The organism is Streptomyces sp. NPDC104307 (assembly GCF_055584045.1).
The window spans coordinates 208,033-231,804 of record NZ_JBVJMU010000003.1 but is presented as its reverse complement, the minus strand read 5'-3'; the positions used below and the strand labels follow the sequence as shown (position 1 = coordinate 231,804).

Genomic DNA, 23,772 nt, shown 5'->3' with positions numbered 1-23,772 from the left:
CCCCGGGGTGACCATCGCACGATTCGCTCGTTCAGCTGAACGTGCGCCCACTGCCAGAGGTACCGTCAGCCGCCGCCCCGGTCGATGCGGAGCAGGCGGAGGCCTCGCTCGTCGAGCACTACCCGCGACTGGTCCGGCTCGGCTATCTCGTCCTGCCGCCCTCGCTGGGCCGCTCCCGGCGCGTTCTGGCGGCCCACGCCCTGGCCCAGCGCTCCCTCCAGGCCGCGCGCCGGGCCGGTCCGGCGCAGGGCACGGGCCTCCCGCTGCCACGCCGTTCCGGCCGTACGGCGGCGGCTGCCGGGCCCGACTACGCGTCCGTCCGGCAGCGGGTGCTGCGCGGCGCCCTGGCGGCGGAGCTGCCTCGGCAGTGGTGGTGGCCGAGGCGCGCCCAGTTGCCGCCCGCCCTGCCGCTGGTCTGGGGGCTGCGGCTGTTCCCGCACTCCGGCGGAGCCGATGAACTCGCGCTGGAGCAGCGGCTCTCCGCGCTCCGCGGACCGGCACGCGCCGCGTTCGTCCTGCGCGGCCTGGAGTCGCTCGCGGACGGCGAGGTCCGCCGCGAGCTGGCCGCCGCCGGGGTGGCCGATCCGCACGCGGCCCTGCGGGAGGCGGACGGGGTCGCCGCGCCCTACGCGCTGCTGGCCTCGCCCGAGTTCGACCCGTGCTCGCTCCAGGCCAGGCCGCCGGACCTGCCGCGCCGGCGCAGACACGCGCGGGCCGCGCTGGCCGCAGTCGCCGCGGCCGCCGTGTGCGGGACGCTGCTCGGGCTGCCGGGCGGCGGCTGGGGGCGCGGGGATCCGGCCGCGCCCCCGTACGCGCGCAATCCGGCTGCGGAAGAGGCCCTGGACCCGGGGGCGCTGCGGATGGTGCCCGCGACGTTCTGGCGGCGCTCACCGCGTACCGACTTCACCGCGTGGCCCACCCGGGGCGACCGCACGGAGGACGTCCGGCTGCTGCGGCGGGCGCTGGCGGTGTGGGCCCGGCCGGGCGGCGGGGTGCGGACGTCGGCGACGCCCCGCACACCCATGGGCCCCCCGATGGGAGCCCCGCAGCTGCTGTACGCGGGCGAGGTGGGCGCGTCGGCCGTCGTGCTGTTCTACGACGGACTGCGCGTCGTGCGGTACGCGGAGCCCCGTAACGCCGATCCGTCCGAGGGCGCGGCGCTCGACTTCGCCCGGGTCGACGGGGCGGGCGGGGCATCGGCGGGCGCCCTGGTCGTGGAGCGCGCGGCGGGCCGGGTCCGCTACCTGACGGCGCCCTGGGTGCGGAGGGCGTCGCTGCGCGATCTGCTCGCCCCGGACCGTGCGCCGCGCCCGCTGCACCGTACCCCGGACGGGGTGACCGAGGCGCCGGCCGGTACCGGGTCCACGGGCGGCTGCCGGTCCTGGGAAGCGGTCGAACTGTCCGACGGCACAACGGACCGGCTGGTGACGGATCTCGGTGAACTCGCCCCGGCCCGGCTGACCTCCGGCCCGCCCTCGGAGCCGCACGACGTGGCGGGGCGGCCGGAGCTGGAGAGCTGGGCACGCACCGCCTGTCTGCTCCCGGCGGTGCGCTCGCACGGGGTGCGCTCGGTCAACTCCTGGACGTACGCAACGCAGCCGCTGCCGGAGGGCGGCGGCTCCGCCCGGTGGCTGTGCACCCGGGCGGAGACCTGGCGGGGCACCGGGAGCCTGGTGCTCGCCCAGTTCCAGGCGCCCTCCGCGCGACCGCCCGGGAGCCGTCCGCCGGGGGCCGTCGCGGCGCGCTCCGAGGACTCGCCCGCGTGCGGGAAGCGCGCCCCGAGGGTGCTGGCGGGCGTGCTGTGGAAGTCGCGCGAGGGCCATTGGTACGTGCTCGCGGCGGGCAGCGAGCAGTTCACCTCACTGACCACCTCGGGCGGGGTGACGGGCAGCGCGCGGGGACGGCTGCTCGCGGTGCCCGCCGACGCGGGCGACCGGGCACGGCTGAACGGGCGGCTGAGAGACGGCAGTCGGGTCGGCGCCCTGCGGTGAGGGCCGGCCGGGAACAGCTGCGGGAATTCTCCGCAGGCCCCTGTTCCCCGGGCCTACCCCTCAGTACATTGACAACATGTCTAACACGCAGCCTGCGGCGGTCGCGTCGGAACGGATCGCGCTCAAGGCCCGGCGGGTCTCCTTCGCCTGGGACCGGACGCCCCTGCACTGGGTACCGGGCGATCCGTTCACCACGCACACCATCAACGTGCTCCATCTGCTGCTCCCGGCCGGGGAACGCTGGTTCATCCACGTCTACCGCCAGGTGCTGCCGTACATACACGACGAGCAGCTGCGCGAGGACGTCATCGGGTTCATCGGCCAGGAGGCGATGCACTCCCAGGCCCATGACGACGTACTCCCGCACCTGAGGGAGCTGGGCCTCGACCCGACCCCGTACACGGCCCAGGTCGACTGGCTCTTCGAGAAGCTGCTCGGGGACCGGACGCTGCCGCCGGGCCGGGCGCGCAAGTGGTGGCTGATGGAGCGGGTGGCGACGATAGCGGCCATCGAGCACTACACCGCGTTCCTCGGCGACTGGGTCCTGAACGCGGAGGAGCTGGACCGGCGCGGCGCCGACCCGACCATGCTGGACCTGCTGCGCTGGCACGGCGCGGAGGAGGTCGAGCACCGCTCTGTCGCCTTCGATGTGTTCTGCCACGTCGACGGCGGATACCGGCGGCGGGTGCGGACCTGGGCGACGGCGTTCTCCGCGCTGGCCTTCCTCTGGCAGCGCGGCGCCCGCTTCTTCATGGAGAACGACCCGAGCCTGCTGGACGGAAAGGCGTCCTTCGGACAGTTCTACCGCAGCGGCAGGCGCGGCACCCTGCCCAGCACCCCCTCGATGCTGCGGTCCATACCGCGCTACCTGAGCCGCTCCTACCACCCCTCGCAGGAGGGCAGTACGGCGCAGGCCGTCGACTACCTCAACCGCTCGCCCGCCGCCGTCGCGGCCGAGGCCCGTACGACGGAAGCCGGCTGACCATGCCCCTGCCCCTCCCCCGGCCGCGCACCGTCGTCGTGCTGGCCGCCGCCGCGCTGCTCGCCAAGCGGGCGATGCGCCGCCGCATAGAGACGTCCCCGCTGTGGCCGCTGCCGGCCCTCGACGAGCCCATATCCGGTCACTCGCAGCGCCGTTCGACCACCGGCAGGCGGCTGACGGTCACCGAACGGTCCACCCCTGCGGACGGGGTCGTGCTGCTCCGTCTGAAGGGCTACGGGCTGCCGCGCTGGCAGCCCGGCGCCCATCTGGACCTGGTACTGCCGTCCGGTCTGGTCCGCCAGTACTCGCTGTGCGGCGACCCCGCCGACGTCGACACGTACACCGTCGCGACCCGGCTCGACGAGGACGGCCGGGGCGGCTCCAGGGAGGTGCACGAGCGGCTCCGCGAGGGCGACGAGATCGAGGTGCGCGGTCCGCGCAACCGCTTCCCGCTGGCGGACGCCCCCGCGTACGTACTGGTCGCGGGCGGCATCGGGATCACGCCCGTGCTGCCGATGCTGCGGGCGCTCGCCGCCGCCGGAGCGGACTGGCGGCTGCTGTACGGAGGCCGCAGCCGGGCGACCATGCCGTTCCTGGCGGAGATCGCGGAGCTGGACGCGGACGGCGACCGGGTCACCGTCGTACCGCAGGACGAGGCGGGCCACCCCGATGTCGCGGCGGCACTGGCGGACGCGGCGCCGGGCACGGCGGTGCACTGCTGCGGTCCGCAGCCCCTGATGGACGCGGTCGCCGCCGCGCTCTCGGCCGGCTGCACCCTGCACCTGGAACGCTTCACCTCGGCCGCCCCGGACGCCACCGGCACCGCCCCGTTCGAGGTGGAGCTGCGCCGCTCGGGCCGCACGGTCCGGGTGGCGGCGGGCCAGTCGGCGCTGGCCGCCGTCCGCGCGGAGCTGCCGCACGTCTCGTACTCCTGCGAGCAGGGTTTCTGCGGTACGTGCCAACAGCGCGTGCTGGAGGGCGAGGTGGACCACCGGGACGAGCTGCTCGACGACGCGGAGCGGGCGGACTCGATGCTGCTCTGCGTGTCCCGGTGCCGGGGCGAGCGGCTGGTACTGGACCTGTAGAACCCGTCGGACCTGCCGGTCGGTACGCTGTTCCCCATGACGACCGGGGTGCGGCGCAGGATGGGCGTCGAGGAGCGCAGGCAGCAGCTGATCGGTGTCGCGCTGGAGTTGTTCAGCCACCGCTCCCCCGACGAGGTCTCGATCGATGAGATCGCCGCCGCCGCCGGGATCTCGCGGCCGCTGGTCTACCACTACTTCCCGGGCAAACAGAGCCTGTACGAGGCGGCGTTGCGGCGGGCGGCCGACGAGCTGGCGACCCGCTTCCTGGAGCCGCGCGAAGGCCCCCTGGGCGCCCGGCTGTTGCGGGTGATGGGGCGGTTCTTCGACTTCGTCGACGAGCACGGACCGGGCTTCGCCGCACTGATGCGGGGCGGCCCGGCCGTGGGCTCGTCGACGGCGAACGCGATGATCGACGGGGTGCGGCAGGCGGCCTGCGAGCAGATCCTGTCCCACCTGGGGGTCGAGGATCCCCCGGCCCGGCTGGAGTTGGCCGTCAGGTCCTGGGTGTCACTCGCGGAGTCGACGGCCCTGATCTGGCTGGACGGACGGCACATCCCGCGCGCCGAGCTGGAGTTGCAGCTCGTGCACGACTTCGCGGCGCTGACCGCCGTCAGCGCCGCGTACAACGAGGAGATGGCGGGCATCGTGCTGCGGATCCTCGCGCAGGAGCCGGCGGACGGGCCGTTCGGAGACCTGCTGGTGCGGCTCTCCGCGCTGGCGCCCGCCGTACCGGCCGTGCCTCCGCAACGCCTCCCGTAGCGTCAGGCGCTGCGGTAGGAGGGGTCGAGATCGCGGGTCTCGGCCGAGAGGTGCAGAGCCAGCCCTTCGGCCGGCCGGATACGGGCGGCCAGCAGCTCCAGCACCGATTCGGTGAGCCGGGCCTTGGTCTCCGGGGTGCGGCCGGCCAGCAGCGCGATCTCGATGTGCACGAGGGCGTCACCGTCCGGCGCGTCCGCCACCGCGGTCTCCTCGACCCGGCGGAAGCGGGTCTTGCAGGCGGTGATCTTGGTGGCCACCGTCTCGGCGATCAGCGGGTGCAGTGCGCCGGTGAAGCCGGCCCGGTCGAAGGTGTCGTCGAGCGCGGCGGAGTAGTCGACGGTGATCTGCGGCATGGCGGGGCTCCTGGGCGGGGCGGGAAGGGGAAGGGACGGTACGCCCCCACCCTTTCCCGCCCCGGGGAACTCGCACAAGCGGGAATCACTGGGTGAGCGGTTCGGCGTGCGAAGGGCTCAGTTGACGCCCCCGTCGAAGCGGGTACTGACGACACCGCCCGTCCCGGGGAACGACTTCTCTCCGGTCAGGTAGGGCTCATACCGCGTCCGGCCGAGCAGGTGGGCGGCGAAATAGGCGCCCACGTAGTCCTTGGTGATCCGGCGCTGCCGCTGCTCCGAGAGTTCCCTCTGATCGGTTCCGGGGGCGGTGGCTCCGGGGAACTGGGACTCGCAGGTGCCCGGCTTGCTGCCGGGCACGGCGTCGTCATGTGCGCTGACCTGGCCGCTGCTGGGCGACCACTGCTTGTTGTAGAAGTCGTGAACACCGCCGCGCACCGTGTACTGGGCTATCGGCGCACTGTTGTGGTCCTTGTTCCAGTCGAAGAACTCTCCGGTGTTCACCTGGTCACACGTGCCCCACATCACCGCGAACGGCGTCTTGGTGATGGGTGCGACGTCCCAGGTGGCGGTGGGCGCGAGAGCGAACGCGGCCTTGATGGACACGCCTTCGGGCCACGTGGCACGGCTGCTGTCGGCGATCTCCTGCATCACTCCGCCGCCGCCCATGGAGTGCCCCACCAGCCCGACGTTCCGCACGTCCACATGGTTCTTGAAGTTCACCGGTGACGGACGTCCGGACCTGGCGTCGACGAGGCTGCCACGCAGCGGCCCCCCGCCCGTCGACGACAATGTCCGCCACATGCGCAACTGGGCGTTGATCAGTGCCGCGCGCTCCTGATAGACCGTGTCGGCCTGGCCTCCGGACGTCGAGTTGATGCCGTTCGCCCCGATGGAGACGACGACGAACCCCCGGCTCGCCAAATCACGGCCCAGGTAGTCGTATCCGAGATAGCTGGGAATCTGCCGCACCCCGGGTGCGCACGGCCATGCCGACAGCCGCTCCGAGGCGGCCTCGATGATCGCCTCCTGCTTCGCCCCGTCGGCCGTGTCACCGCTCTGCTCGTCCTTCGCCAGCGCGGCCTGCGCGGCGGCGAGTGACCTGGCGGCGTCGGCATCGGCGCAGGTGTCCCAGAATCCATGCTCGATCATGATCAGCGGGTGGGTGCCGGAGGAGATGTCGTCGGGGTAGTAAACAGCCCCGTTCAGCTCGTTGTCGCCCACGTATCCGGAGGACTTGGGCGGCGGGAAGGCCTTGTCGCCCAGGTCGTAACGCACCTCGCTCACCCCGTGCCGCGCGGGCTGAGTACGGGACTCGCCGGCGGCGGCGAACGCCTCTGTCGAGGTGAAGGTGACAGCGCAGGCTGTTACGGGCGCCGCAAACAGCAGCAGCCTCGCACGCCCTGTGCGTCCATGTCTCATATCGGCCTCACCCATGCGGATCGTAGATTCGATAGTTGCGATGGCTGGTGACCCGCCGGGCCCGGTCGGTCAGCGACCGTCGTGGGCGGGATATCGCATGGGTGGAGGGTACGGAGAGGATGTCAGCAAGCTGTCAGATTCCTGTTTCCCGCTGATGCGGCCTCCGGTCTCCCCGATCAGTACCCCTGGCCGACCAGGAAGGAGTCGAAGTCGAGAGCGAACGAGCGGGCTTCGGCAACGTGGCCCTCGTTGGCCCCGTCGACCAGCGCGAAGATGCAGATGCCCTTGCGGGTCCGTACGACCCACATGCTCCGGTCTCCCTCACGAAGCAGCATCAGGTCGAGTTCGGTACCGGTCACCGCGTCTGCGACCTGCTCCAGGCTCTCGCGGCGCCACACGACCTCACCGAGGTGGAGGAGCGGCGGAGGCGCGTGTTCCGCGCCGCCCGTCCACAGGGCTTCGAGACGGGGGGCGAAAGCGTCTGAACCCGGTTGTGCGCCGGTCCCCTCCGCAGGGGCGAAGTGCGGTCGGCCGTCCTCTCCGCCGCGGCCTGCCACGGCGAAGAATCCTGATTCGGCCGAGTAGACCGCCGCTGCCCGTACGGCGGAGGGTTCTTCACCGAGGGCGAAGTGGGTGGTGAGTTCATCGGCCCATTGCTCCGTCACAGGAGACATCGGTAGTGACCTTCCTTCGGCGTCGGTGCGGTTCACGGGCCCGTTCGGTTGACGAACCTGCCCGGGGCGCCGCCGGGGCGGGCCCGTTGGCCCGCCCACCACTGCTGCGTAGCCTCTCCTGCCCCTCAACGCGCAGATCAGACGGGGTGGGCGGAAGACCGGTCCGTGAGGAACCCCTCCGGCCCGTCCCGCGTCCCCCGTCCTACTGGCCGGGCAGCATCGTGCGTGCGGACTCGGCGGCGGAGTTCACCGCCCGGCCGGCTCCGCTCGCGGCGTCGGACATGCTCGCGCCCACCGTTTCGATCGCCGAGTGGAGGTGCCCGCCCGCCTTGGCCGTGGCTCTGTGGGCCCTCTTCCGGCTGGTGTGCGCCGCTGTCCGGGCGCGGTAGGCCGTCGACGGTTTGCCGTGGGTATCGGCGGCGGAGAGCAGCAGCGCGCCGAACAGGCCGACGCGGCGGGCGAAGTGGAACTGCTCGTTCTTACGCAGTTCCGGGTCCTTCTCCTTCCACCACGCGTGCTCGGCAAGGGTGGTCGGCACGAGGCTCGCGGCCAGGACCAGCGAGGCGGAACGGGGAAAGCGGCCCAGCGCGAGCGCCCCGCCCGCGACGATCTGGACGGCGGCGTTGAGCCGGACCAGTCTCAGCGGGTCGTCAACGGTGACGCCGAACTGCTGGGCCCGGGAGGCGGTGCCGGTCGCGAGGGGGCGTGGGCTGCGCAGCGCGTGCCCCGCCTCGGCGACGAACGGGGCGGCCAGCAGCGGGCGGGCGATTCTTCTCAGTACAGCCATGCGTCTTCGTCTGCCCGTGCAAACAGGCGGCATACATGGTCATATGGCGTCGACTTCCAGGAACGGGTACGGGGGACCTCTAAGTGAGCAGCTCCCCGTGGAGGGCGAGCGCGAGGCCCGCTTCCGCGCTGTCCGCCCGGCCCCGGTCGAAGGCCCGCTGGTAGGCGGCGTCACCGACGGCTTCGCGGGCCTGGCGTTCGCAGGCCTCGCGCAGCGGGCCCAGCTCCGGGGTGCCGCGCTGCGGGTGGCCGACCATCCGCCAGTAGAGCTGCCCGGTGCCGTACACCCGGGCGGCGTGGGCACCCTCGCCCTGGGCGGCGACCGCGGCGGCCAGGATGTCCAGGCCGAGCGCGATGCCGAAGCTGTCGCGGAGCCGGTGCTTGCCGGAGAGCATGGACCGGGCGTGCGCGGCGGCCGCGTCTGCCCGGCCCTGGAGGAGCGCGATCAGCGCGAGCTGGTAGTCGACGTAACTGCGGGTCCAGCACTCGTCCATGGCCTCGCAGGCCGCGCGCAGGACGACCGCCGCCTCGGCCGCCTCGTCCAGCCGGCCGAGGCCGGTGAGGGCGAACACGGTGATCAGGTGGCAGCGCAGCCGGTAGGTCGATTCGAGCGGGGTGCCGGCCTCCGTGCTGCGCAGCACCCGGTCCACCTCGCGCAGGCTCAGTTCGGGCCGGCCGACCATCAGATGGGTGAGGCCGCGCAGGTACGCGGCGGCGAGGACGCCCTCGTCGGAGCCGTCCTCCGCGGCCGCCCGTACGCATTCCCTGCCGATCCGCTCGGCGGCCGGGTAGTCGCCCTGGAGCATCACGCAGATGCCGAGCACCCACAGGGCCCGGGTGCGGTGCGGGCCCTGTGCCGGGCCGACGTCCAGGGCGCGCTGGGCGTAGTCGCGGGTCTGCGGCAGGTGGCCGCAGCAGCACCAGAAGAAGCCGATCCGGCCGGCCATCTCCTGGGCAGCGGCGGTGTCGTGGGTGAGCAGGTGGTCCAGGGCCGCGCACAGGTCGGCGTGGGTGTCAGCGATGCGGTGGTACCAGCTGATCTGGTCGTCGCCGGTCCAGCCCGCGTGGGCGCTGCGGGCCAGTTGCAGGAAGCAGGCGGCGTGCCGGTCGGCCGCGGCGCGCTCCTCCCCGAGTTCGGCGAGCCACATCCGGCCGTACTCGCGGATGGTGTCCAGCATCCGGTGGCGGGTGCCGTCGCGCACGACGACCGATTTGGCCACCAGTCCGCGCAGCGCCGTGGCCACTCCGTCCCCGGTGAGCGGTCCCCCGGCGCAGACCTCGCGGGCGGTCGCCTCGTCGAAGTCGCCGCGCAGCACGGTGGCGCGTGCCCAGAGCAGCCGTTCCAGCGGGGTGCACAGCTCGTGGCTCCAGCCGATGGTGGTGCGCAGGGTGCGGTGGCGCTGCGGGCGGATCGAGTCGTCGGCGAGCAGGTCGAGGCGGGAGCCGATGCGCAGCGCGATCTGCTCGACGGTGTGCCTGCCGGTGCCCGCCGCCGCCAGTTCGATGGCGAGCGGGATGCCTTCCAGCCGTCGGCAGATCTCGGCGGCCGCCTCCGCGGTGCCCGGTTCGTCGAACCGGGTGTCCGGGGCGGCCGCGGCGACCCGGGCCCTGAACAGTTCGAGGGCGTCGGCCGCGCCGTCGACGGGCAGCGGGTCCACCTCGACGAGCTGTTCGCCCTTGATGCCGAGGGGCTGTCTGCTGGTGGCGAGCACGGTGAGCCCGGGTGAGGTGGTGAGGATCTCCCCGAGGAGGTGGGCGCAGGCGGGGCGCAGATGTTCGCAGGAGTCCAGGACGAGCAGCAGCCGCTTGTCCGCGAGCCACTCGCAGAGGACGTCCATGGGCATCCGCAGGGTGTGGTCGCTGAGCCCGACCGCGTCGGAGACGGTGGCCAGGAGCAGTCCGTCGTCGTGCAGCGGGGCGAGGTCGGCCCACCAGACGCCGTCGCGGAATCCGGGCTCGGCGCGGCCGGCCGCGCGGACCGCGAGTCGGGTCTTGCCGACGCCGCCGGAGCCGGTGAGCGTGGTCAGCCGACGGGTGGCGAGGGCGTGCTCGATCCGGCCCAGCTCCGTCTTCCGTCCGACGAAGCTCGTGCTCTCCTCGGGGATGTAGCTCACCATCGTCACCGTCGCTGAACAGGTGGAGAGGCCGGTGCCCGGCCCCCGGGCCCGGTACGGCACCGGGGCCGACGGCGCGGCTGGCGGTGCGTACGGGTTCGGGGCCGGGACCGGCCGGGTGGAGTTGGGGAGGGGTCGCCCGGGAGTGTGAGGTTGCGACTCTCCCCGGCGGCTGGCCTCACGGTAGACCTGTTCCGGTCAGCGTGCCGAGAACACCGCCACTGTGCGTCCCGGAACGGTGAAACTTCCTGAACTCCGCCCGTAGGTGGCCTTCTTGACGGTATTATCCGCGCCCGCCGCCTGGACGGGGTGCAGGGCGTAGTTCCGGCCCGCCAGGGCGGTGACCTTCTGGGTGGTGGTGCCGGGGGTGGCGTTGAGGACGACCAGCAGCTTCCCGAGCCGCATGGTGATCACTCCCGGGGTCTCGTTCCTGCCGGAGAGCGGGAAGGAGAGCGCGGACTGCACCTGCCCGGCCGTGGAGAGGCCGAAATCCTTCTCGGTGGCGCGGATGGTGAGCAGGTCCCGGTACGCGGCCGAGGCGCCGTTGATCGCCGCGCAGCCGGGGCTGACCGACGGGTTGGTCAACAGCGGCTTGGCGTACAGCCACTTGGCCTCGTTGTCGGCGGCGGGCGGCAGTCCCCTGCCGAAGCCGTTGCCCGCGCGGCAGTCCCAGTGCAGGGCGTTGAACCAGTCGCCGCTGTCGAAGGAGTTGCGGTCCAGCGACTTGGAGCGCAGCAGGTCGGTGCCCGCCTGGGAGAGCGAGGGGCCCTGCGAGAGGGTGGCCGTCGCCATGGCCAGGACCTGCATACGGGCCCGGTCGGCGGCCGGGGTGTCCGCCGGGAGCTTGAAGGCGAGGGTGTCGTAGAGCGTTTCGTTGTCGTGGGCGTCGGCGTAGGCCAGCGCGTCACCGGGGGCGGCGGCGTATCCAGCCGGGGCCCCGTTGTAGTCGATGTCGGAGCCCTTGACCGTGGCGCCGGAGCTGTCGGTGAAGGTGTACCCGGCGAGGCTGCCGGTGAGCCCGACCTTGATCAGGTCCTGGTAGTGCAGCAGCCGGGCCTTCTGCTCGGCCTTCGTCCCGTTGTGGGTGGAGGTGTTGGGGTCGGTGTAGAGGCCGGTGGCGAAGCCCTGCACGCCGGGGTCCTCGTCGAACGGGGAGCCGCCGCGCACGGCGTCGCGGGCCCGGTCGGAGAAGGTGGCGATGCCAGTGCCGGCCATGTTCTTCTGGGTGGCCTGGACGAAGCGGGCGTCGTCGGCGATCTCACCGAAGTTCCAGCCCTCCCCGTACAGGATGATCTTCTTCCCGTCGACGCCGTCCTTGGCGGTCGTCAGGGCGTCGAGGGCCTTGCGGACGGCCAGGATGTTGGCCTTGGGGTGGTGTCCCATCAGGTCGAAGCGGAAGCCGTCGACCTTGTACTCCTTGGCCCAGGTGACGATCGAGTCGACGACGAGCTTGCCCATCATGGTGTTCTCGGGCGCGGTGTTGGCGCAGCAGGTGGAGGTGGCGACGGTGCCGTCCTCCAGGAGCCGCTGGTAGTAGCCGGGCACGATCCGGTCGAGGACGGATTTGCCGTCCTGGCCGGAGGCGACGGTGTGGTTGTAGACGACGTCCATGACGGTCCGCAGACCGGCACCGTTGAGCCCCTGCACCATCTGCCGGAACTCGACCGTGCGCCGGGTGCCGTCCGGGTCCGAGGCGTACGAACCCTCCGGAACGGTGTAGTGCAGCGGGTCGTAGCCCCAGTTGAAGCCGTCCTTCGCGGCGGCCTTCGCCACGCAGGCCTGCTGCTCCGCGGAGTCGGGGGCGTAGACGGACAGCTCGCAGGCCGGCTTGGCCTGATCCTTCTTCTTCTCGGGGATGGTGCCGATGTCGAAGGCGGGCAGCAGGTGGACGTAGCTGGTGCCGGAGTCGGCGAGCTGCTTGAGGTGCTTCATCCCGTCGGAGCGGGTGTCGGTGAAGGCGAGGTACTCGCCGGGGTGCTTGGAGGTGGGGTCCGCGATGGAGAAGTCGCGGATCTGGAGCTCCTGGATCTGGGCGTCGCGCAGCGGTACGGCGGCGGGCTTGCGCAGGGTGCTCCAGCCCTTGGGGGCGAGCTTCGTGTCGTCGAGGTCGACGACGAGGCTGCGGGCGGAGTCGGTGGTCAGGGCGGTGGAGTACGGGTCGGTGACCTTGTTGGTGACCATCTTCCGGACGGTGGGCGCCCAGACGTTCACGACGTACCGGTAGGGCTTGCCGGTCCAGTTCTTCTTCCCGGTGACGGACCAGACGCCGGTGCGGTCGTCGCGCCGCATCGGTACCGCCTTGCCGTCGAGTTCGAGCGAGACGGTACGGGCGGTGGGCGCCCAGACGGAGAGGGTGGGCGCGCCGTGCCGGAAGACCGGTCCGAGCGCGGCGCCGCTCGCCCGCTTCCCGTAGAGGTCGTCGAGCACGCCCGCGCTCTGTACCCCGGTGGCGGCGAGCAGGGCGCCGTTCGCCGCGCGCTGGGTGGCGATCAGCTGGCCGCGCAGGGCGTCGCGGACCCGGTCCCGGTCGCGGGCGTCCACGGTGAACGCCGGGTAGTCCTTGAGGTGCGGGTACTTCGCCTGCTGCGCGTCGGTCAGCGCGGACGGGCTGAGCCGCAGCCACCGGCCCTCGTCGGAGAGCGCTCCGTCGACGACGGAGATCCCGCCGCCCTTCGCGTAGACGAGCTGCTGGCTGGTGGCCTCTGTGGCCTTCACCTTCCAGACGACGGTGTCGGAGTCGATCCACTGCGCCTCGGCCTTGGTGAGGTCGGGGGCGGGGACGCCGCCGGTCTGCGGCAGCAGGTATCCCGCCGTGCCGCCGAGCATCCAGACCTCGTGGCCGTGGCTCGCGATGTCGAGTGACTGGTCGGTGGGCAGGTCCTTCTCGTCGCCCCGGTGCAGGATGTAGCTGAGCGAGGTGGCCCCTTCGGTCAGCGGGACCTCGAAGGTGAGGCCGGAGGCGTCCTTCTTCACCGGCTGGAGCGGCTTGGCCCAGTCGGTGGGCTCTGCGGCGCCGGTCCAGGTGTGCAGCCCCCAGCCGTCGTAGTCGCCGTCGGCCCGGTAGTAGTGCAGGACGGCCTTGCCGGTGTCCTGGGGCGGGTAGGCGCCGTCGGGGGCGGTGCCGGCCTGGCCGTCCTCGCCCTGCGCGATCCAGACCTGGCCGGTCGCGGCGAGCTCTACGGTGCGCTGCGGCCCGTCGGCGGTCCCGGCCTTCTCGACGGTGTACGGGACGGAGCCGGCGCCCTCCGGCACCTTGATCCAGGCGAACGCGCCGTAGGCGTCCCGCCCGGCGAAGTCCGCGGTGGTCTCGCCGGACCTGGCCTGCCAGCCGTCGTAGTCACCGTCGGCGCGCTTGTAGTGGATGACGGCGTAGTCGCGCTCGACGGCGACGGGCTTCGCGGGCGGCGGTGCCTGACCGGCGGTGGAGGAGGCGAGGGCGCTCGCCGTGCGCCCGGCGCGGTCGACCACAACGGCCTTGTACCGAAGCGGCGTTCCGGCGGCGGTCGCGCTGTCGATGGTCTGGGTGACCTTGTACGGGGCGTGGTCGGCGGACCCGAGCGTGGTCCACTTCCCGTTGCCCTGCTGGGCGGCGAAGACGACCCGGTCGAGGGAGCCGCCGTTGACATCGGCGGTGAGCTCGACGGTGCCGGTGGCTCCGGCGGCCGGGGCCTTCAGGGCGACCGTGGGCCCGGCGGCGGGGGCGCCCAGCGGCTTCGCGGCGCGGAGCACGGTGCTGGAGAGGGCCGGGACGGTGACGGTGATCTTCTTGTCGGAGCCGCTGCGGACCGTACCGGAACCGCCGTACAGGGTACGGAAGTCCATCCGGGCGGACCCGGTGGGCAGCTCGACGGTCTTCGCGGCCGTGCCGTTGTTGGTGGCCACGACGTACTCGTCGCCGCGCGCCGGGTCCGTACGGGAGAAGGCGTAGACGGAGCCCTCGGCGTACCGGTCGGTCTGCACTCCGTCCCGCAGCGCCGGGTTGTCCCGGGTCAGCTTCGAGAGGGCGGCGATGGTGCGGTAGAGCGGGTGCTTCGTGTCGTACGCGTCGGAGGCGTGCGTCCGGTCCGTGCCCAGCTCGTCGTCGTCGAGGTAGTCGGCGGTCTTCGAGGCGAACATGGTCTGGCGGGCGTCCTTGTCGCCCCCGGCGCCGGTGAAGCCCTGCTCGTCGCCGTAGTACACGACGGGGTTGCCCCGGCTCAGGAACATCACCTCGTTCGCCAGCCGGGCCCGCTTCACCAGCTCCGCGTCCCCGGCCTCCGGGTTGTCCTGCTTCAGGAACGTCCCGATGCGGCCCATGTCGTGGTTGCCGAGGAAGGTCACCTGCTCGTAGGCGTTGGCCTTGTCGGTGGTGTACCGGTAGTCGTCGCCGAAGACGGCGGCGAGCTTCGAGGCCGGGGCGCCCTGCGAGGCGTACTGGCGGGCCGCCTCCTGGAACGGGAAGTCGAGCGTCGCGTCCAGCCGCCCCTGGGTGACGTAGGGCGAGGTGACCGAGGTGTCGGCGGAGTAGACCTCCCCGAACATGAAGAAGTCCTTGCGCCCGTGCTTCGCCGCGTACGCGTCGAGCGCGGTGGCCCACTGGGTCCAGAAGTCCATGTCCACGTGTTTGACGGTGTCGATCCGGAACCCGTCGATATCGAGGTCCCGGACCCACTTCTGGTAGATCTTCTCCATCCCGGAGACGACCTCGGGCCGCTCGGTCCACAGGTCGTCGAGCCCGGAGAAGTCGCCGTACGTGGTGGACTCCCCGGCATACGTGGAGTCGCCCCGGTTGTGGTACATCGTCGGGTCGTTGAGCCAGGCCGGTGTCTTGCCGCCGGAGGTGACCGGCTTGTACGGGAAGGAGTCGGCGTCCGTCTTCGCCATGCCCTCCGCGTCGTCGAAGGGCCGACCGGTCCGGTCCAGGTACGGGTAGGCGCCCTTGGGCCGGTACCCGTAGGTCTTCTCGGCGTAGTCGACGGTGTCGGCGGTGTGGTTGGTGATGACGTCGAAGAAGACCTTCATGCCCTTGCCGTGGGCCTTGTCGATCAGCTTCGTCAGGTCGGCGTTGGTGCCGAAGTGCGGGTCGACCTGGGTGAAGTCGGTGATCCAGTAGCCGTGGTACCCGGCCGAGGCGTCCTTTCCGGTGCCCTGGACGGGCCGGTTCTTGAAGATCGGCGCGAGCCAGATGGCGGTGGTGCCGAGCCCCTTGATGTAGTCGAGCCTCTTCGTCAGCCCCTTGAGGTCGCCGCCCTGGTAGAAGCCCTTGTCGGTGGGGTCGTACCCGGTCTCCAGACGCGAACCGGTCAGCCCGCCACGGTCGTTGCCGGTGTCCCCGTTGGCGAACCGGTCGGGCATCACGAAGTAGAACTGCTCGCGGGTCAGATCGTGCCGGGCGGGCTCTGCGGCCAGCTTCGCGTCCGAGGGCGCGGCGGGCGGCCTGGCCGCCACGGCGGGCAGCGCGGGCACGAGGGCCGCGCACAGGGCGGCGACGACGACGGCGGGCACCGCTCTTCGCGCGGGCACGCGCGGGGACGGACGTATCACTCGGGTTCTCCTCGAAGGGGTGTGGAGCCGGACGGGCGATCCAGCCCGTCCGGCGATTGAGGACACAGCGCGGCCGGAGACCGCGCGGCCCGCACAGAGGCCTCAGCTGCGCCAGACGTCACCGGTCAGCGCGACCTTGCCGGAGGCCGGCACCGTGGCCGTGCGGTTGGCACCGCTCTCCCAGGTGACGTTGCCGCTCGCGTCCTTGCGGACGTACTTGTACGCGAAGGACGTACCGGCGGGCAGGCTCACGTCGAGCTTCCAGACGGGGTACGTGGCGGGGTCGAGCTTCAGCGCGGCACCGGGGTTCCAGTTGCCGAGGGCCGCTTGGTCGCCGGTCACGTAGATGTTCTGGCCGAGCTGGGTGGTGGCGTTGACGCCGAAGGAGGCGCCGGAGGTGCCCGTACCGGGGTCGGTCGGGTCCGTGCCGCCGCCGGAGCAGGTGCGGGCGCCGGTCTGGAGGGCGAGGGCCGTGTTGGCGCCGAGCGTGGCGGTGAACCGGCCCGAGCTGTCGACGGTGACGCCGTTGCCGGACTGGATGTCGCAGTAGTCACCGGCGGGCAGCGAGGTCTGGAACGTACGGGACAGTGCGGAGCCCTCGTGGTTGATCGCGACGTACGCCTTGGAGCCCCGGCCGAAGGCGATCTGATCGCCACCGTTGTCCCACCAGTTCGTGACGGACTCGCCTCGGGCGGTGTTGCGGAAGCCGACCATGGAGGCGATCTCGCGCCAGGCGTGCTGGCACTTCCAGCCGTCGCTGTAACAGGCGTTCACGGTGCCGCCGTTGGGCGGACCGGCGTCCTTGTCGGACCACTCGTAGCCGGAGTGGACGTCGGGCGAGCCGTAGGGCCAGGCCAGCATGAACACGCTGGCGAGCGTGTAGTCGGCGCCGTCCTTGTAGCTCAGCGTGTCGCCGCCGCGCTCGGTGTCGTGGTTGTCGACGAAGACCGCGGCCTTGGCCGAGGGCATGAAGCCCCAGCCCTCACCGAAGTTCTTGAGGTTGGCGAGGTTCTCGTTCTTGAAGACCTGTTTCAGGCTGCGGGCGTAACGGAATTCCTGGACGTCCCCGGTGCCGGTGTACTCGTCGGGCGAGACGGCCTCACCGGCCCCGTAGATCGCCTCCTGCTTCCAGTAGACGCCGGGGTCGCTCAGCCGGGACTTGATGGTGGCGAGGTCCCCGGCGGGGATGTGCTTGGCGGCGTCGATGCGGAAGCCGTCGACGCCGAGCGAGAGCAGGTCGTTGAGGTATCCGGCGATCCTGCCGCGTACGTACTCCTCGCCGGTGTCCAGGTCGGCCAGGCCGACGAGTTCGCAGTTCTGGACGTTGGCGCGGTCGCCGTAGTTGCTGATCTGCGACTGGCAGTCGTTCATGTCGTTGACCGAGTACAGGCCGGGGTAGTCGTACTTGCTGTAGGAGGACCCACCGGTACCCGTGCCGGAGCCGGCCGACATGTGGTTGATGACCGAGTCGGCCACCACCTTGACGCCCGCGCTGTGACAGGCGCTGACCATGGCGGCGAACGAGGCACGGTCGCCGAGCCGTCCGGCGATCTTGTAGCTGACCGGCTGATACGAGGTCCACCACTGCCCGCCCTGGATGTGCTCCTGGGGCGGCGAGACCTGTACGAAGCCGTAACCGGCCGGGCCGAGGGACTCCGTACACGCCTTGGCGACGGAGTCGAACTTCCACTCGAAGAGAACCGCGGTGACGTCCTTGGTGCCCGGAGCGGAAGCCCGCGCGTCCGTGGCGGGGACCACGAGGGCGGCGGCGCCCGCTATCAGGGCGAGCGCGGCGGACAGGGGTCTGCTGGCCATTGTTTCCTCCTGCGGTGGGGGAAATGCGGGTGACGGTTCAGCCTCGTCCGGCAACGCACCCTGCCCTCAAGGCTCCTGAAGGTTCTTGCTGCAAGAATGCAAACCTTGCTGCGGGGAGACCGTACGAGCCCACCGGGACCCGGTCAACCCTTTGGACACGAACCGCTCACGCCCTGCTCACATCAACGAAATACCGCAGATTTCTTCCTGCAAGGTCTTACGCAAGACATTGCAGCCCTGTTACGTTTCTCCCGACTCCGGTCCGGTCGGCCGGGGGTCCCGTTACCCGGGCCCCACGCGCCCGGCCGGCCGGGCCGGTCACGACGTGGAGGGGCCCCGAGCTCGCTTCCCCGCCGGCCCACCCCGGGCCGATCTCGGGGGCTCTCCCGCGTGTGCCGGACAGACGGGGAACACGCCGTTCTGCAGACGGGGAACACACCGTTCTACAGACAGGGAACACGCCGTTCCAACGGCTCGAACGGGGCCAACTAGACTGACTCCCCATGTGGCCAGGACAGCAGTCGCTCCCCGAACAGCCGAACTCCCCGAACGCGTACGGCGGTTCGGGTCCCACGCAGTCCGGCCGGCCGAACCCCGACTGGCACGCCGCCCCCACGATCGGCATGGGTACCCCCGAACCGCCCCGCCGCCCCCGGAACCGGACCACCGTCACCGTCGTGACCGCTTCCGCGGTGGTCGTCGCGGCATGCGCGGTCACCGGCTTCCTGGTGCTCCGCGACAACGGAGGCGGCGGGAGCGACAAGGCCGACCCGAAGGCATCGGCCTCGGCGAGCCCCGGCAGCACCGACCGGACGGCGACTGGCGGCAACGGCCCCCTCGTCCCCGGCTGGAACACCGTGGTGAACGCCCAGCGCGGCATCACGTTCGACGTACCGGCCTCCTGGGCACGGCAGTCCGCGAGCTGGGTCAGCTACGTCGCGAAGGACGACGACCCCGAGGAGAAACCGCTCGTCGCGATGATGGGCCCGGCGGTGCTCAAGGAGAAGTGGTGCACCTCCGACGACGACAAGAGCGGCACCGAGGAGGACACCCCGCTCGCCTCGACGGGCACCACCGGGGAGAAGGGCTCGAAGAGCACGGCGGCGGCCGCGAAGGACACCGCGACGAACTGGGTCTACGGCGCCTACACCCAGCCCGACCGAACCCGGCTGACCATCGGTGAGCCCGAGTCCTACCGCACGAAGGCGGGCATCGAGGGCAGCCTCGTGACCGTCACCTCGTCCGGTACGCCCAAGAAGGGCAAGTGCGACGGCGACGGCAAGGCGGTGACGTTCGCCTTCAAGAACGCGAAAGGCGCCTTCGTGTCCTGGACCTACGTCGGCGCCCACGGAGTGCCCGACGAGGTCCCCGACACCACGATCCGCAAGATCCTCAGCACCGTACGGCTCTTCAAGAAGGGCGACGGGCAGGGCTGAGGGGCGCGGCGCCGACGTCAGCCCCCGCGCACCCCCGACGCCACCGCCGCCGTCGATCCCCGTACCACCAGCTCCGGCTGGAACACGTACTCCGTGCGCTGGACGGGGCTGCCGGCTATCTCCTCCAGGAGGGCGCCCACCGCCGCTGCCGCCATCGCCTGGACGGGCTGGCGGACCGTGGTCAGCGGGGGGTCGGTGAACGCGATGAGCTGGGAGTCGTCGAAGCCGACCACGGACACGTCGCGCGGCACCGCGAGGCCACGGTCGCGGGCGGCGCGGACCACGCCGAGTGCCATCAGGTCGCTGCCGCAGACGATGCCCGTGCAGCCCCGGTCGAGCAGGGCGCCGGCCGCCACCTGGCCGCCCTCCACGCTGAACAGGGTGGAGCACACGAGGAGTTCGGCCTCCGAGCGGTCCATCCCCAGGAGCGACACCGCCGCGTCCAGGAAGCCGTCGCGTTTGCGGCGGGAGGGCACGTAGCGCTGCGGGCCGATCGCCAGGCCGACCTTGCGGTGGCCCAGTTCCGCGAGGTGGCCGACGGCCATGCGGACGGCGGCGGTGTCGTCGGGCGAGACGAACGGGGCGCTGATCCGTTCGTTGTAGCCGTTGATCAGGACGAACGGGACGCCCCGGTCGGTCAGCGCGGCGTAGCGCGCCGGGTCGGCCGAGGTATCGGCGTGCAGTCCGGAGAGGAAGACGATGCCGCCGACGCCGCGTTCGACGAGCTGCTCGACGAGTTCGTCCTCGGTGGCGCCGCCGGGCAGCTGGGTGCAGAGCACCGGCGTGTAGCCGTGGCCCGCCAGGACCTGTTCGACGGACTGCGCGAACGCCGGGAAGATCGGGTTGGTGAGTTCGGGTGTCACCAGTCCGATCAGTCCGGCGCTGCGCTGCCGCAGCCGTACCGGGCGTTCGTAGCCGAGGATGTCGAGCGCCGCGAGCACCCGCTGACGCGTGGTGTCCGCGACGCCCGGCTTGCCGTTGAGCACCCGGCTGACGGTCGCCTCGCTGACCGAGGCCTGTCCGGCGATGTCGGAGAGCCTCAGTGAGCTGCCGGCCCTGGGCGGGGGGACCGTCACACCGTCCACCACACCGTGGTGTCGGCCGGGAGCTCGATCTCGGCGCCGTCGGCGGTGACCGGGGCGCTGGACAGCAGGACGGTGCCGCGTACGGGGATACGGACGGCGGTGTCCGTGGTGTTGATGGTGCAGACGAAGCCGGGGCGGGCGAAGATCAGCAGGCCCTCCGGCGCGTCCAGCCACTCCACCGCGGTGCCCGCGCCGAGTCCGGGGTGCGCCCGGCGGGCGGCGATCGCGGACCGGTAGAGCTCCAGGGTCGAGCCGGCCTCGCCGGTCTGGGCCTCGATGCTCAGCTCGCCCCAGCCCACGGGCTGCGGCAACCAGCTGCCGCCCGTGCCGAAGCCGTGACTGCTGCCCTCGCGGGTCCACGGGATCGGCACCCGGCAGCCGTCGCGGAAGCCGTCCTGGCCCTCGGCCCGGAAGAACGACGGGTCCTGGCGGGCCTCGTCGGGCAGCTCCGTGACGTCGGGCAGGCCGAGCTCCTCGCCCTGGTAGACGTAGGCGGAGCCGGGCAGCGCCAGCATCAGCAGCGTGGCCGCGCGGGCGCGGCGCAGGCCCAGTTCGCGGTCGCCGGCGGTACGGATCTGGGTGCCGAGCCCTGGCGGGTTGGCGAACCGGGTGGCGTGCCGGGTGACGTCGTGGTTGGAGAGCACCCAGGTGGTGGGGGCGCCGACCGGGCGCATCGCGTTCAGCGAGGTGTCGATGACCTCGCGGAGCGCCTCGGCGTCCCACGCGGTGGCCAGGTACTGGAAGTTGAAGGCCTGGTGCATCTCGTCGGGGCGCACGTAGTTGGCGGTGCGCTCGACGGTCGGGGTCCAGGCCTCGGCCACCAGGATCCGCCCGCCCGTCGCCCGCCGCCGCCCCTCTGACGAAGGCCCTTCGGGCCCCATTGCATCGGGGTACTCGTCGAGGATGGTGCGCCAGCTGCGGTAGACCGCATGCACCCCGTCCTGGTCGAAGAAGGGCATGACATCGTTGCCCAGCAGCTTCAGCTGGTCGTGCGTGCCCAGGTCGGGCAGGCCCTCGGCCTTGACGAGGCCGTGCGCCACGTCGACCCGGAAGCCGTCGACGCCCATGTCGAGCCAGAAGCGCAGGATCGAGCGGAACTCGTCCGCGACGGCCGGGTGCTCCCAGTTGAAGTCGGGCTGCTCGGGCGCGAAGAGGTGGAGGTACCAGTCGCCGGGCGTGCCGTCCGGGTCCGTGGTCCTGGTCCAGGCCGGGCCGCCGAAGATGGACTCCCAGTCGTTGGGCGGGAGTTCGCCGTCCGTGCCCTTTCCGGGGCGGAAGTGGTAACGGTCGCGCAGGGCGGAGCCGGGGCCCTCCGCGAGCGCGCGCCTGAACCACTCGTGCCGGTCCGAGGAGTGGTTGGGCACCAGGTCGACGATGATCCGCAGGCCCAGCTCATGGGCGTCCCGGATCAGCGCGTCGGCGTCCAGCAGGGTGCCGAACATCGGGTCGATGGCCCGGTAGTCGGCGACGTCGTACCCGGCGTCGGCCTGCGGGGAGGCGTAGAAGGGGCTGAGCCACACCGCGTCGACGCCGAGGTCCCTGAGGTACGGGAGCCGGGCGGTGACGCCTGCGAGATCGCCCATGCCGTCGCCGTTGCCGTCGGCGAAACTGCGCGGATAGACCTGGTAGATCACCGCGTCCTGCCACCAGCCGGTGCGGTGGCCCGGGGCGTCGGCGGACGTGCCGGTGGAGGGGGCAGCGAGGTGCTGGGTCATGTCGTCCCTGGGGTGTCTGGGTGGGGAGTGGCGCCGGGACCGGGTCGGGATGCCGGCGCCACCGTGACTGGTGCGTGCGGGTCGTACGGTCGTGCTGCGCGGACGGCAGCACCCTCTCGGCTCAGCCCTTGACCGCTCCGGCGGACATGCCGGTGACCAGGTGCTTCTGCGCGAACAGGAAGACCAGGGCCGCGGGTATCGCGATGAGCACGGACGCGGCGGTCATCGGACCCCACTGCGCCCCGTAGCGGTTGACGAACAGCTGGAGTCCGCCCGCGAGGGTAAGGTTGTCCTCCCCGACCATGAAGGCGGAGGCGTACGCCACTTCGCCCCAGGCGGTGATGAAGGAGTAGAACGCGGTGACGGCGAGTCCGGGCTTGGCCAGCGGCAGGATGAGCCGCCAGAACGTGCCGAACGGGGTGAGGCCGTCGACCTGCCCCGACTCGTCGATCTCGCGCGGGATGGTGTCGAAGAAGCCCTTCATCATCCAGGCGCAGAACGGCACCGAGATGGTGAGGTAGGTGATGACGAGACCGGCCGGCTTGTTGAGCAGTCCCATGGTCGCCATGATGTTGTAGATCGGCACGATGAGGACGGCGACCGGGAACATCTGGGTGATCAGCAGCGTCCACATCAGTCCGCGCTTCCCGGGGAAGCGGAACCGGCTGACGGCGTAGCCGGTGGAGGCGGAGACGATCACGCCGAGGAGCGTGGTGAGCCCCGCGACGACCACCGAGTTGCCGAACCAGGTCAGGAACTTCGTGTCCTGGAGCAGGTGTGTGTAGTTCTCGAACGTCGTCTCTTTGAAGAAGTTCGTGGTGGTCGCGAACTGGGCGGGCTTCAGCGAGGTGAGCAGGACCCAGAGCACGGGGAAGACCGCGATGACCGACGCGACGATCAGCGTCAGGTGCAGTGCGGTGGAGGCCAGCGGCGAACGCTCGCCGCGCAGCCGGACCTTGGACGCGGAGTGCCGCGCGGCGGGGGTGGGTGCCGTGGTCACCAGTCATCTCCCTGGGTGCGGAGGACTCGCCGGTACACAGCGGCGAAGAGCATCAGGAGTACGAGGATCAGCACGCCCCAGGTGGAGGAGAGCGCGAAGTCGCGCGGGCTGATCTCGAAGGAGAACTTGTACGCCTGCGTCACCAGGATCTGGGTGGCGTCGCCGGGTCCGCCGCCGGTCAGCAGGAAGATCACCGGGAACATGTTGAAGGTCCAGATGGTGGAGAGCAGGATCACCGTGGTGGAGACCGGTCGCAGTCCGGGCAGGGTGATGTGGCGGAAGCGCTGCCAGGCGGTGGCGCCGTCCATCTCGGCGGCCTCGTAGTGCTCGCTGGGGATGGACTGGAGCCCGCCGAGGAGGGCGACCATCATGAACGGCACACCGAGCCACACGTTGACGGCGATGACGGAGATCTTCGCCCAGGTGGGGTCGTTGAGCCACGGAATGGCGTCGAAGCCGCTCCCCGAGAGGATCCTGTTGAGCAGCCCGCGGTCCTCGTTGTAGAGGAAGCGCCAGGCGAAGACGGAGACGAAGCCGGGGATGGCCCAGGGCAGGATGAGCGCCATCCGGTACGCGGAGCGCCCGGCGATCCGGCGGTTGAGGATGTTGGCGAGCCCCATGCCGAGGGCGAAGGTGATGGTCACGCAGGAGACCGTCCACACCAGGGTCCAGCCGAGCGTGCCGAGGAACTCGCTGCCCTTCAGTACGTCGGTGTAGTTGTCCAGGCCCACGAACTCGTACGTCGCGGGGATGTGGTTGACACCGATGGACCGTTCGACGTTGCGCTCGTTGGCGTCGGTCATCGACAGGTAGATGCCGCGGACCAGCGGGTACCCGATGATCACGCCGATCACGATGACGACCGGGGCGACCATGGTCCAGGCGTACCAGTGGGTCGACAGCGCCCGCCGGATCCGGCCCGGGGGCGTGGGGTTGCCAGTACCGCGGCTCCGGCCGCGGGCGACGGTGTCGTCGCCCGCGGCCTTCGCCACCGACTGGCTGGTGTGGACAGCCATCAGCCGGCCTGCCTTCCTG

At 71.5% G+C, this 23,772-nt stretch carries 16 protein-coding genes; 5 read left to right on the top strand and 11 right to left on the bottom strand.

The window, feature by feature from the left end:
- Window positions 1-41 precede the first annotated feature (41 nt).
- The 4 genes from ACZ601_RS11090 (at window position 42) to ACZ601_RS11075 (ending at window position 4,817) form a co-directional block, all read left to right on the top strand.
- A complete protein-coding gene (locus tag ACZ601_RS11090) occupies window positions 42-1,991 on the top strand; it encodes a hypothetical protein (protein ID WP_469535785.1) in 1,950 nt (649 codons plus the stop codon).
- A gap of 76 nt (window positions 1,992-2,067) precedes the next feature.
- Window positions 2,068-2,973: a metal-dependent hydrolase gene (locus tag ACZ601_RS11085; RefSeq protein ID WP_469535782.1), complete on the top strand. Its 906-nt coding sequence runs from the start codon at window positions 2,068-2,070 to the stop codon at window positions 2,971-2,973.
- A gap of 8 nt (window positions 2,974-2,981) precedes the next feature.
- The gene (locus ACZ601_RS11080; RefSeq protein WP_469536479.1) at window positions 2,982-4,058 is read left to right on the top strand and encodes a PDR/VanB family oxidoreductase; all 1,077 of its coding nucleotides are present in this window, start codon (window positions 2,982-2,984) and stop codon (window positions 4,056-4,058) included.
- Window positions 4,059-4,094: 36 nt separating this feature from the next.
- Complete coding sequence (locus ACZ601_RS11075; RefSeq protein WP_469535779.1) at window positions 4,095-4,817, top strand: TetR/AcrR family transcriptional regulator; 723 nt, start codon at window positions 4,095-4,097, stop codon at window positions 4,815-4,817.
- 2 nt (window positions 4,818-4,819) lie between these two features.
- Here the strand turns inward: ACZ601_RS11075 and ACZ601_RS11070 are convergent, their stop codons facing one another.
- From ACZ601_RS11070 to ACZ601_RS11040, 7 genes are all read right to left on the bottom strand, one after another.
- Window positions 4,820-5,170 (bottom strand): 5-carboxymethyl-2-hydroxymuconate Delta-isomerase, encoded by a 351-nt coding sequence (locus ACZ601_RS11070; RefSeq protein WP_440576265.1) that lies wholly within the window; start codon window positions 5,168-5,170, stop codon window positions 4,820-4,822.
- A 117-nt stretch (window positions 5,171-5,287) separates the two neighbouring features.
- A complete protein-coding gene (locus tag ACZ601_RS11065) occupies window positions 5,288-6,589 on the bottom strand; it encodes an alpha/beta hydrolase (protein ID WP_469535775.1) in 1,302 nt (433 codons plus the stop codon).
- A 176-nt stretch (window positions 6,590-6,765) separates the two neighbouring features.
- Entirely contained in the window at window positions 6,766-7,263 is a 498-nt protein-coding gene (locus tag ACZ601_RS11060) for a hypothetical protein (RefSeq protein WP_469535772.1), read from the bottom strand.
- 202 nt (window positions 7,264-7,465) lie between these two features.
- On the bottom strand, window positions 7,466-8,050 hold the full coding sequence (locus ACZ601_RS11055) for a DoxX family protein (RefSeq protein WP_469535770.1): 585 nt from the start codon (window positions 8,048-8,050) through the stop codon (window positions 7,466-7,468).
- A gap of 79 nt (window positions 8,051-8,129) precedes the next feature.
- Window positions 8,130-10,166, bottom strand: coding sequence for an ATP-binding protein (locus tag ACZ601_RS11050; protein ID WP_469535768.1), 2,037 nt, complete (start codon window positions 10,164-10,166; stop codon window positions 8,130-8,132).
- Window positions 10,167-10,361: 195 nt separating this feature from the next.
- Window positions 10,362-15,686, bottom strand: coding sequence for a pullulanase-type alpha-1,6-glucosidase (gene pulA, locus ACZ601_RS11045; RefSeq protein ID WP_469535765.1), 5,325 nt, complete (start codon window positions 15,684-15,686; stop codon window positions 10,362-10,364).
- Window positions 15,687-15,788: 102 nt separating this feature from the next.
- Window positions 15,789-17,501 carry a carbohydrate-binding module family 20 domain-containing protein gene (locus ACZ601_RS11040; protein WP_469535763.1) on the bottom strand — a complete coding sequence of 571 codons (1,713 nt, stop codon included), beginning with the start codon at window positions 17,499-17,501 and terminating at the stop codon, window positions 15,789-15,791.
- A 623-nt stretch (window positions 17,502-18,124) separates the two neighbouring features.
- Between ACZ601_RS11040 and ACZ601_RS11035 the strand changes: the two genes are divergently transcribed.
- Window positions 18,125-18,937, top strand: a complete 813-nt coding sequence (locus tag ACZ601_RS11035) for a DUF8017 domain-containing protein (RefSeq protein ID WP_469536475.1) — start codon at window positions 18,125-18,127, stop codon at window positions 18,935-18,937.
- A 17-nt stretch (window positions 18,938-18,954) separates the two neighbouring features.
- Here ACZ601_RS11035 and ACZ601_RS11030 read toward each other — a convergent pair whose 3' ends face one another.
- The 4 genes from ACZ601_RS11030 to ACZ601_RS11015 form a co-directional block, all read right to left on the bottom strand.
- Window positions 18,955-20,025: a LacI family DNA-binding transcriptional regulator gene (locus ACZ601_RS11030; RefSeq protein WP_469535760.1), complete on the bottom strand. Its 1,071-nt coding sequence runs from the start codon at window positions 20,023-20,025 to the stop codon at window positions 18,955-18,957.
- Window positions 20,010-21,737 carry a glycoside hydrolase family 13 protein gene (locus ACZ601_RS11025; protein WP_469535757.1) on the bottom strand — a complete coding sequence of 576 codons (1,728 nt, stop codon included), beginning with the start codon at window positions 21,735-21,737 and terminating at the stop codon, window positions 20,010-20,012. Before ACZ601_RS11025 ends, ACZ601_RS11030 begins: the two co-directional genes overlap by 16 nt.
- A gap of 121 nt (window positions 21,738-21,858) precedes the next feature.
- Complete coding sequence (locus tag ACZ601_RS11020) at window positions 21,859-22,737, bottom strand: sugar ABC transporter permease (RefSeq protein WP_469535753.1); 879 nt, start codon at window positions 22,735-22,737, stop codon at window positions 21,859-21,861.
- Window positions 22,734-23,753, bottom strand: a complete 1,020-nt coding sequence (locus ACZ601_RS11015) for a carbohydrate ABC transporter permease (protein ID WP_469535751.1) — start codon at window positions 23,751-23,753, stop codon at window positions 22,734-22,736. The genes ACZ601_RS11020 and ACZ601_RS11015 overlap by 4 nt, the downstream gene beginning before the upstream one ends.
- Between the last annotated feature and the right edge of the window lie 19 nt (window positions 23,754-23,772).

Coding starts and splice junctions, on each gene's coding strand:
- ACZ601_RS11060 (WP_469535772.1), bottom strand. CDS start 7,263: ATGTCTCCTGTGACGGAGCAATGGGCCGATGAACTCACCACCCACTTC.
- ACZ601_RS11070 (WP_440576265.1), bottom strand. CDS start 5,170: ATGCCGCAGATCACCGTCGACTACTCCGCCGCGCTCGACGACACCTTC.
- ACZ601_RS11075 (WP_469535779.1), top strand. CDS start 4,095: ATGACGACCGGGGTGCGGCGCAGGATGGGCGTCGAGGAGCGCAGGCAG.
- ACZ601_RS11055 (WP_469535770.1), bottom strand. CDS start 8,050: ATGGCTGTACTGAGAAGAATCGCCCGCCCGCTGCTGGCCGCCCCGTTC.
- ACZ601_RS11065 (WP_469535775.1), bottom strand. CDS start 6,589: ATGAGACATGGACGCACAGGGCGTGCGAGGCTGCTGCTGTTTGCGGCG.
- ACZ601_RS11025 (WP_469535757.1), bottom strand. CDS start 21,737: ATGACCCAGCACCTCGCTGCCCCCTCCACCGGCACGTCCGCCGACGCC.
- ACZ601_RS11085 (WP_469535782.1), top strand. CDS start 2,068: ATGTCTAACACGCAGCCTGCGGCGGTCGCGTCGGAACGGATCGCGCTC.
- ACZ601_RS11040 (WP_469535763.1), bottom strand. CDS start 17,501: ATGGCCAGCAGACCCCTGTCCGCCGCGCTCGCCCTGATAGCGGGCGCC.
- ACZ601_RS11050 (WP_469535768.1), bottom strand. CDS start 10,166: ATGGTGAGCTACATCCCCGAGGAGAGCACGAGCTTCGTCGGACGGAAG.
- ACZ601_RS11035 (WP_469536475.1), top strand. CDS start 18,125: ATGGGTACCCCCGAACCGCCCCGCCGCCCCCGGAACCGGACCACCGTC.
- ACZ601_RS11015 (WP_469535751.1), bottom strand. CDS start 23,753: ATGGCTGTCCACACCAGCCAGTCGGTGGCGAAGGCCGCGGGCGACGAC.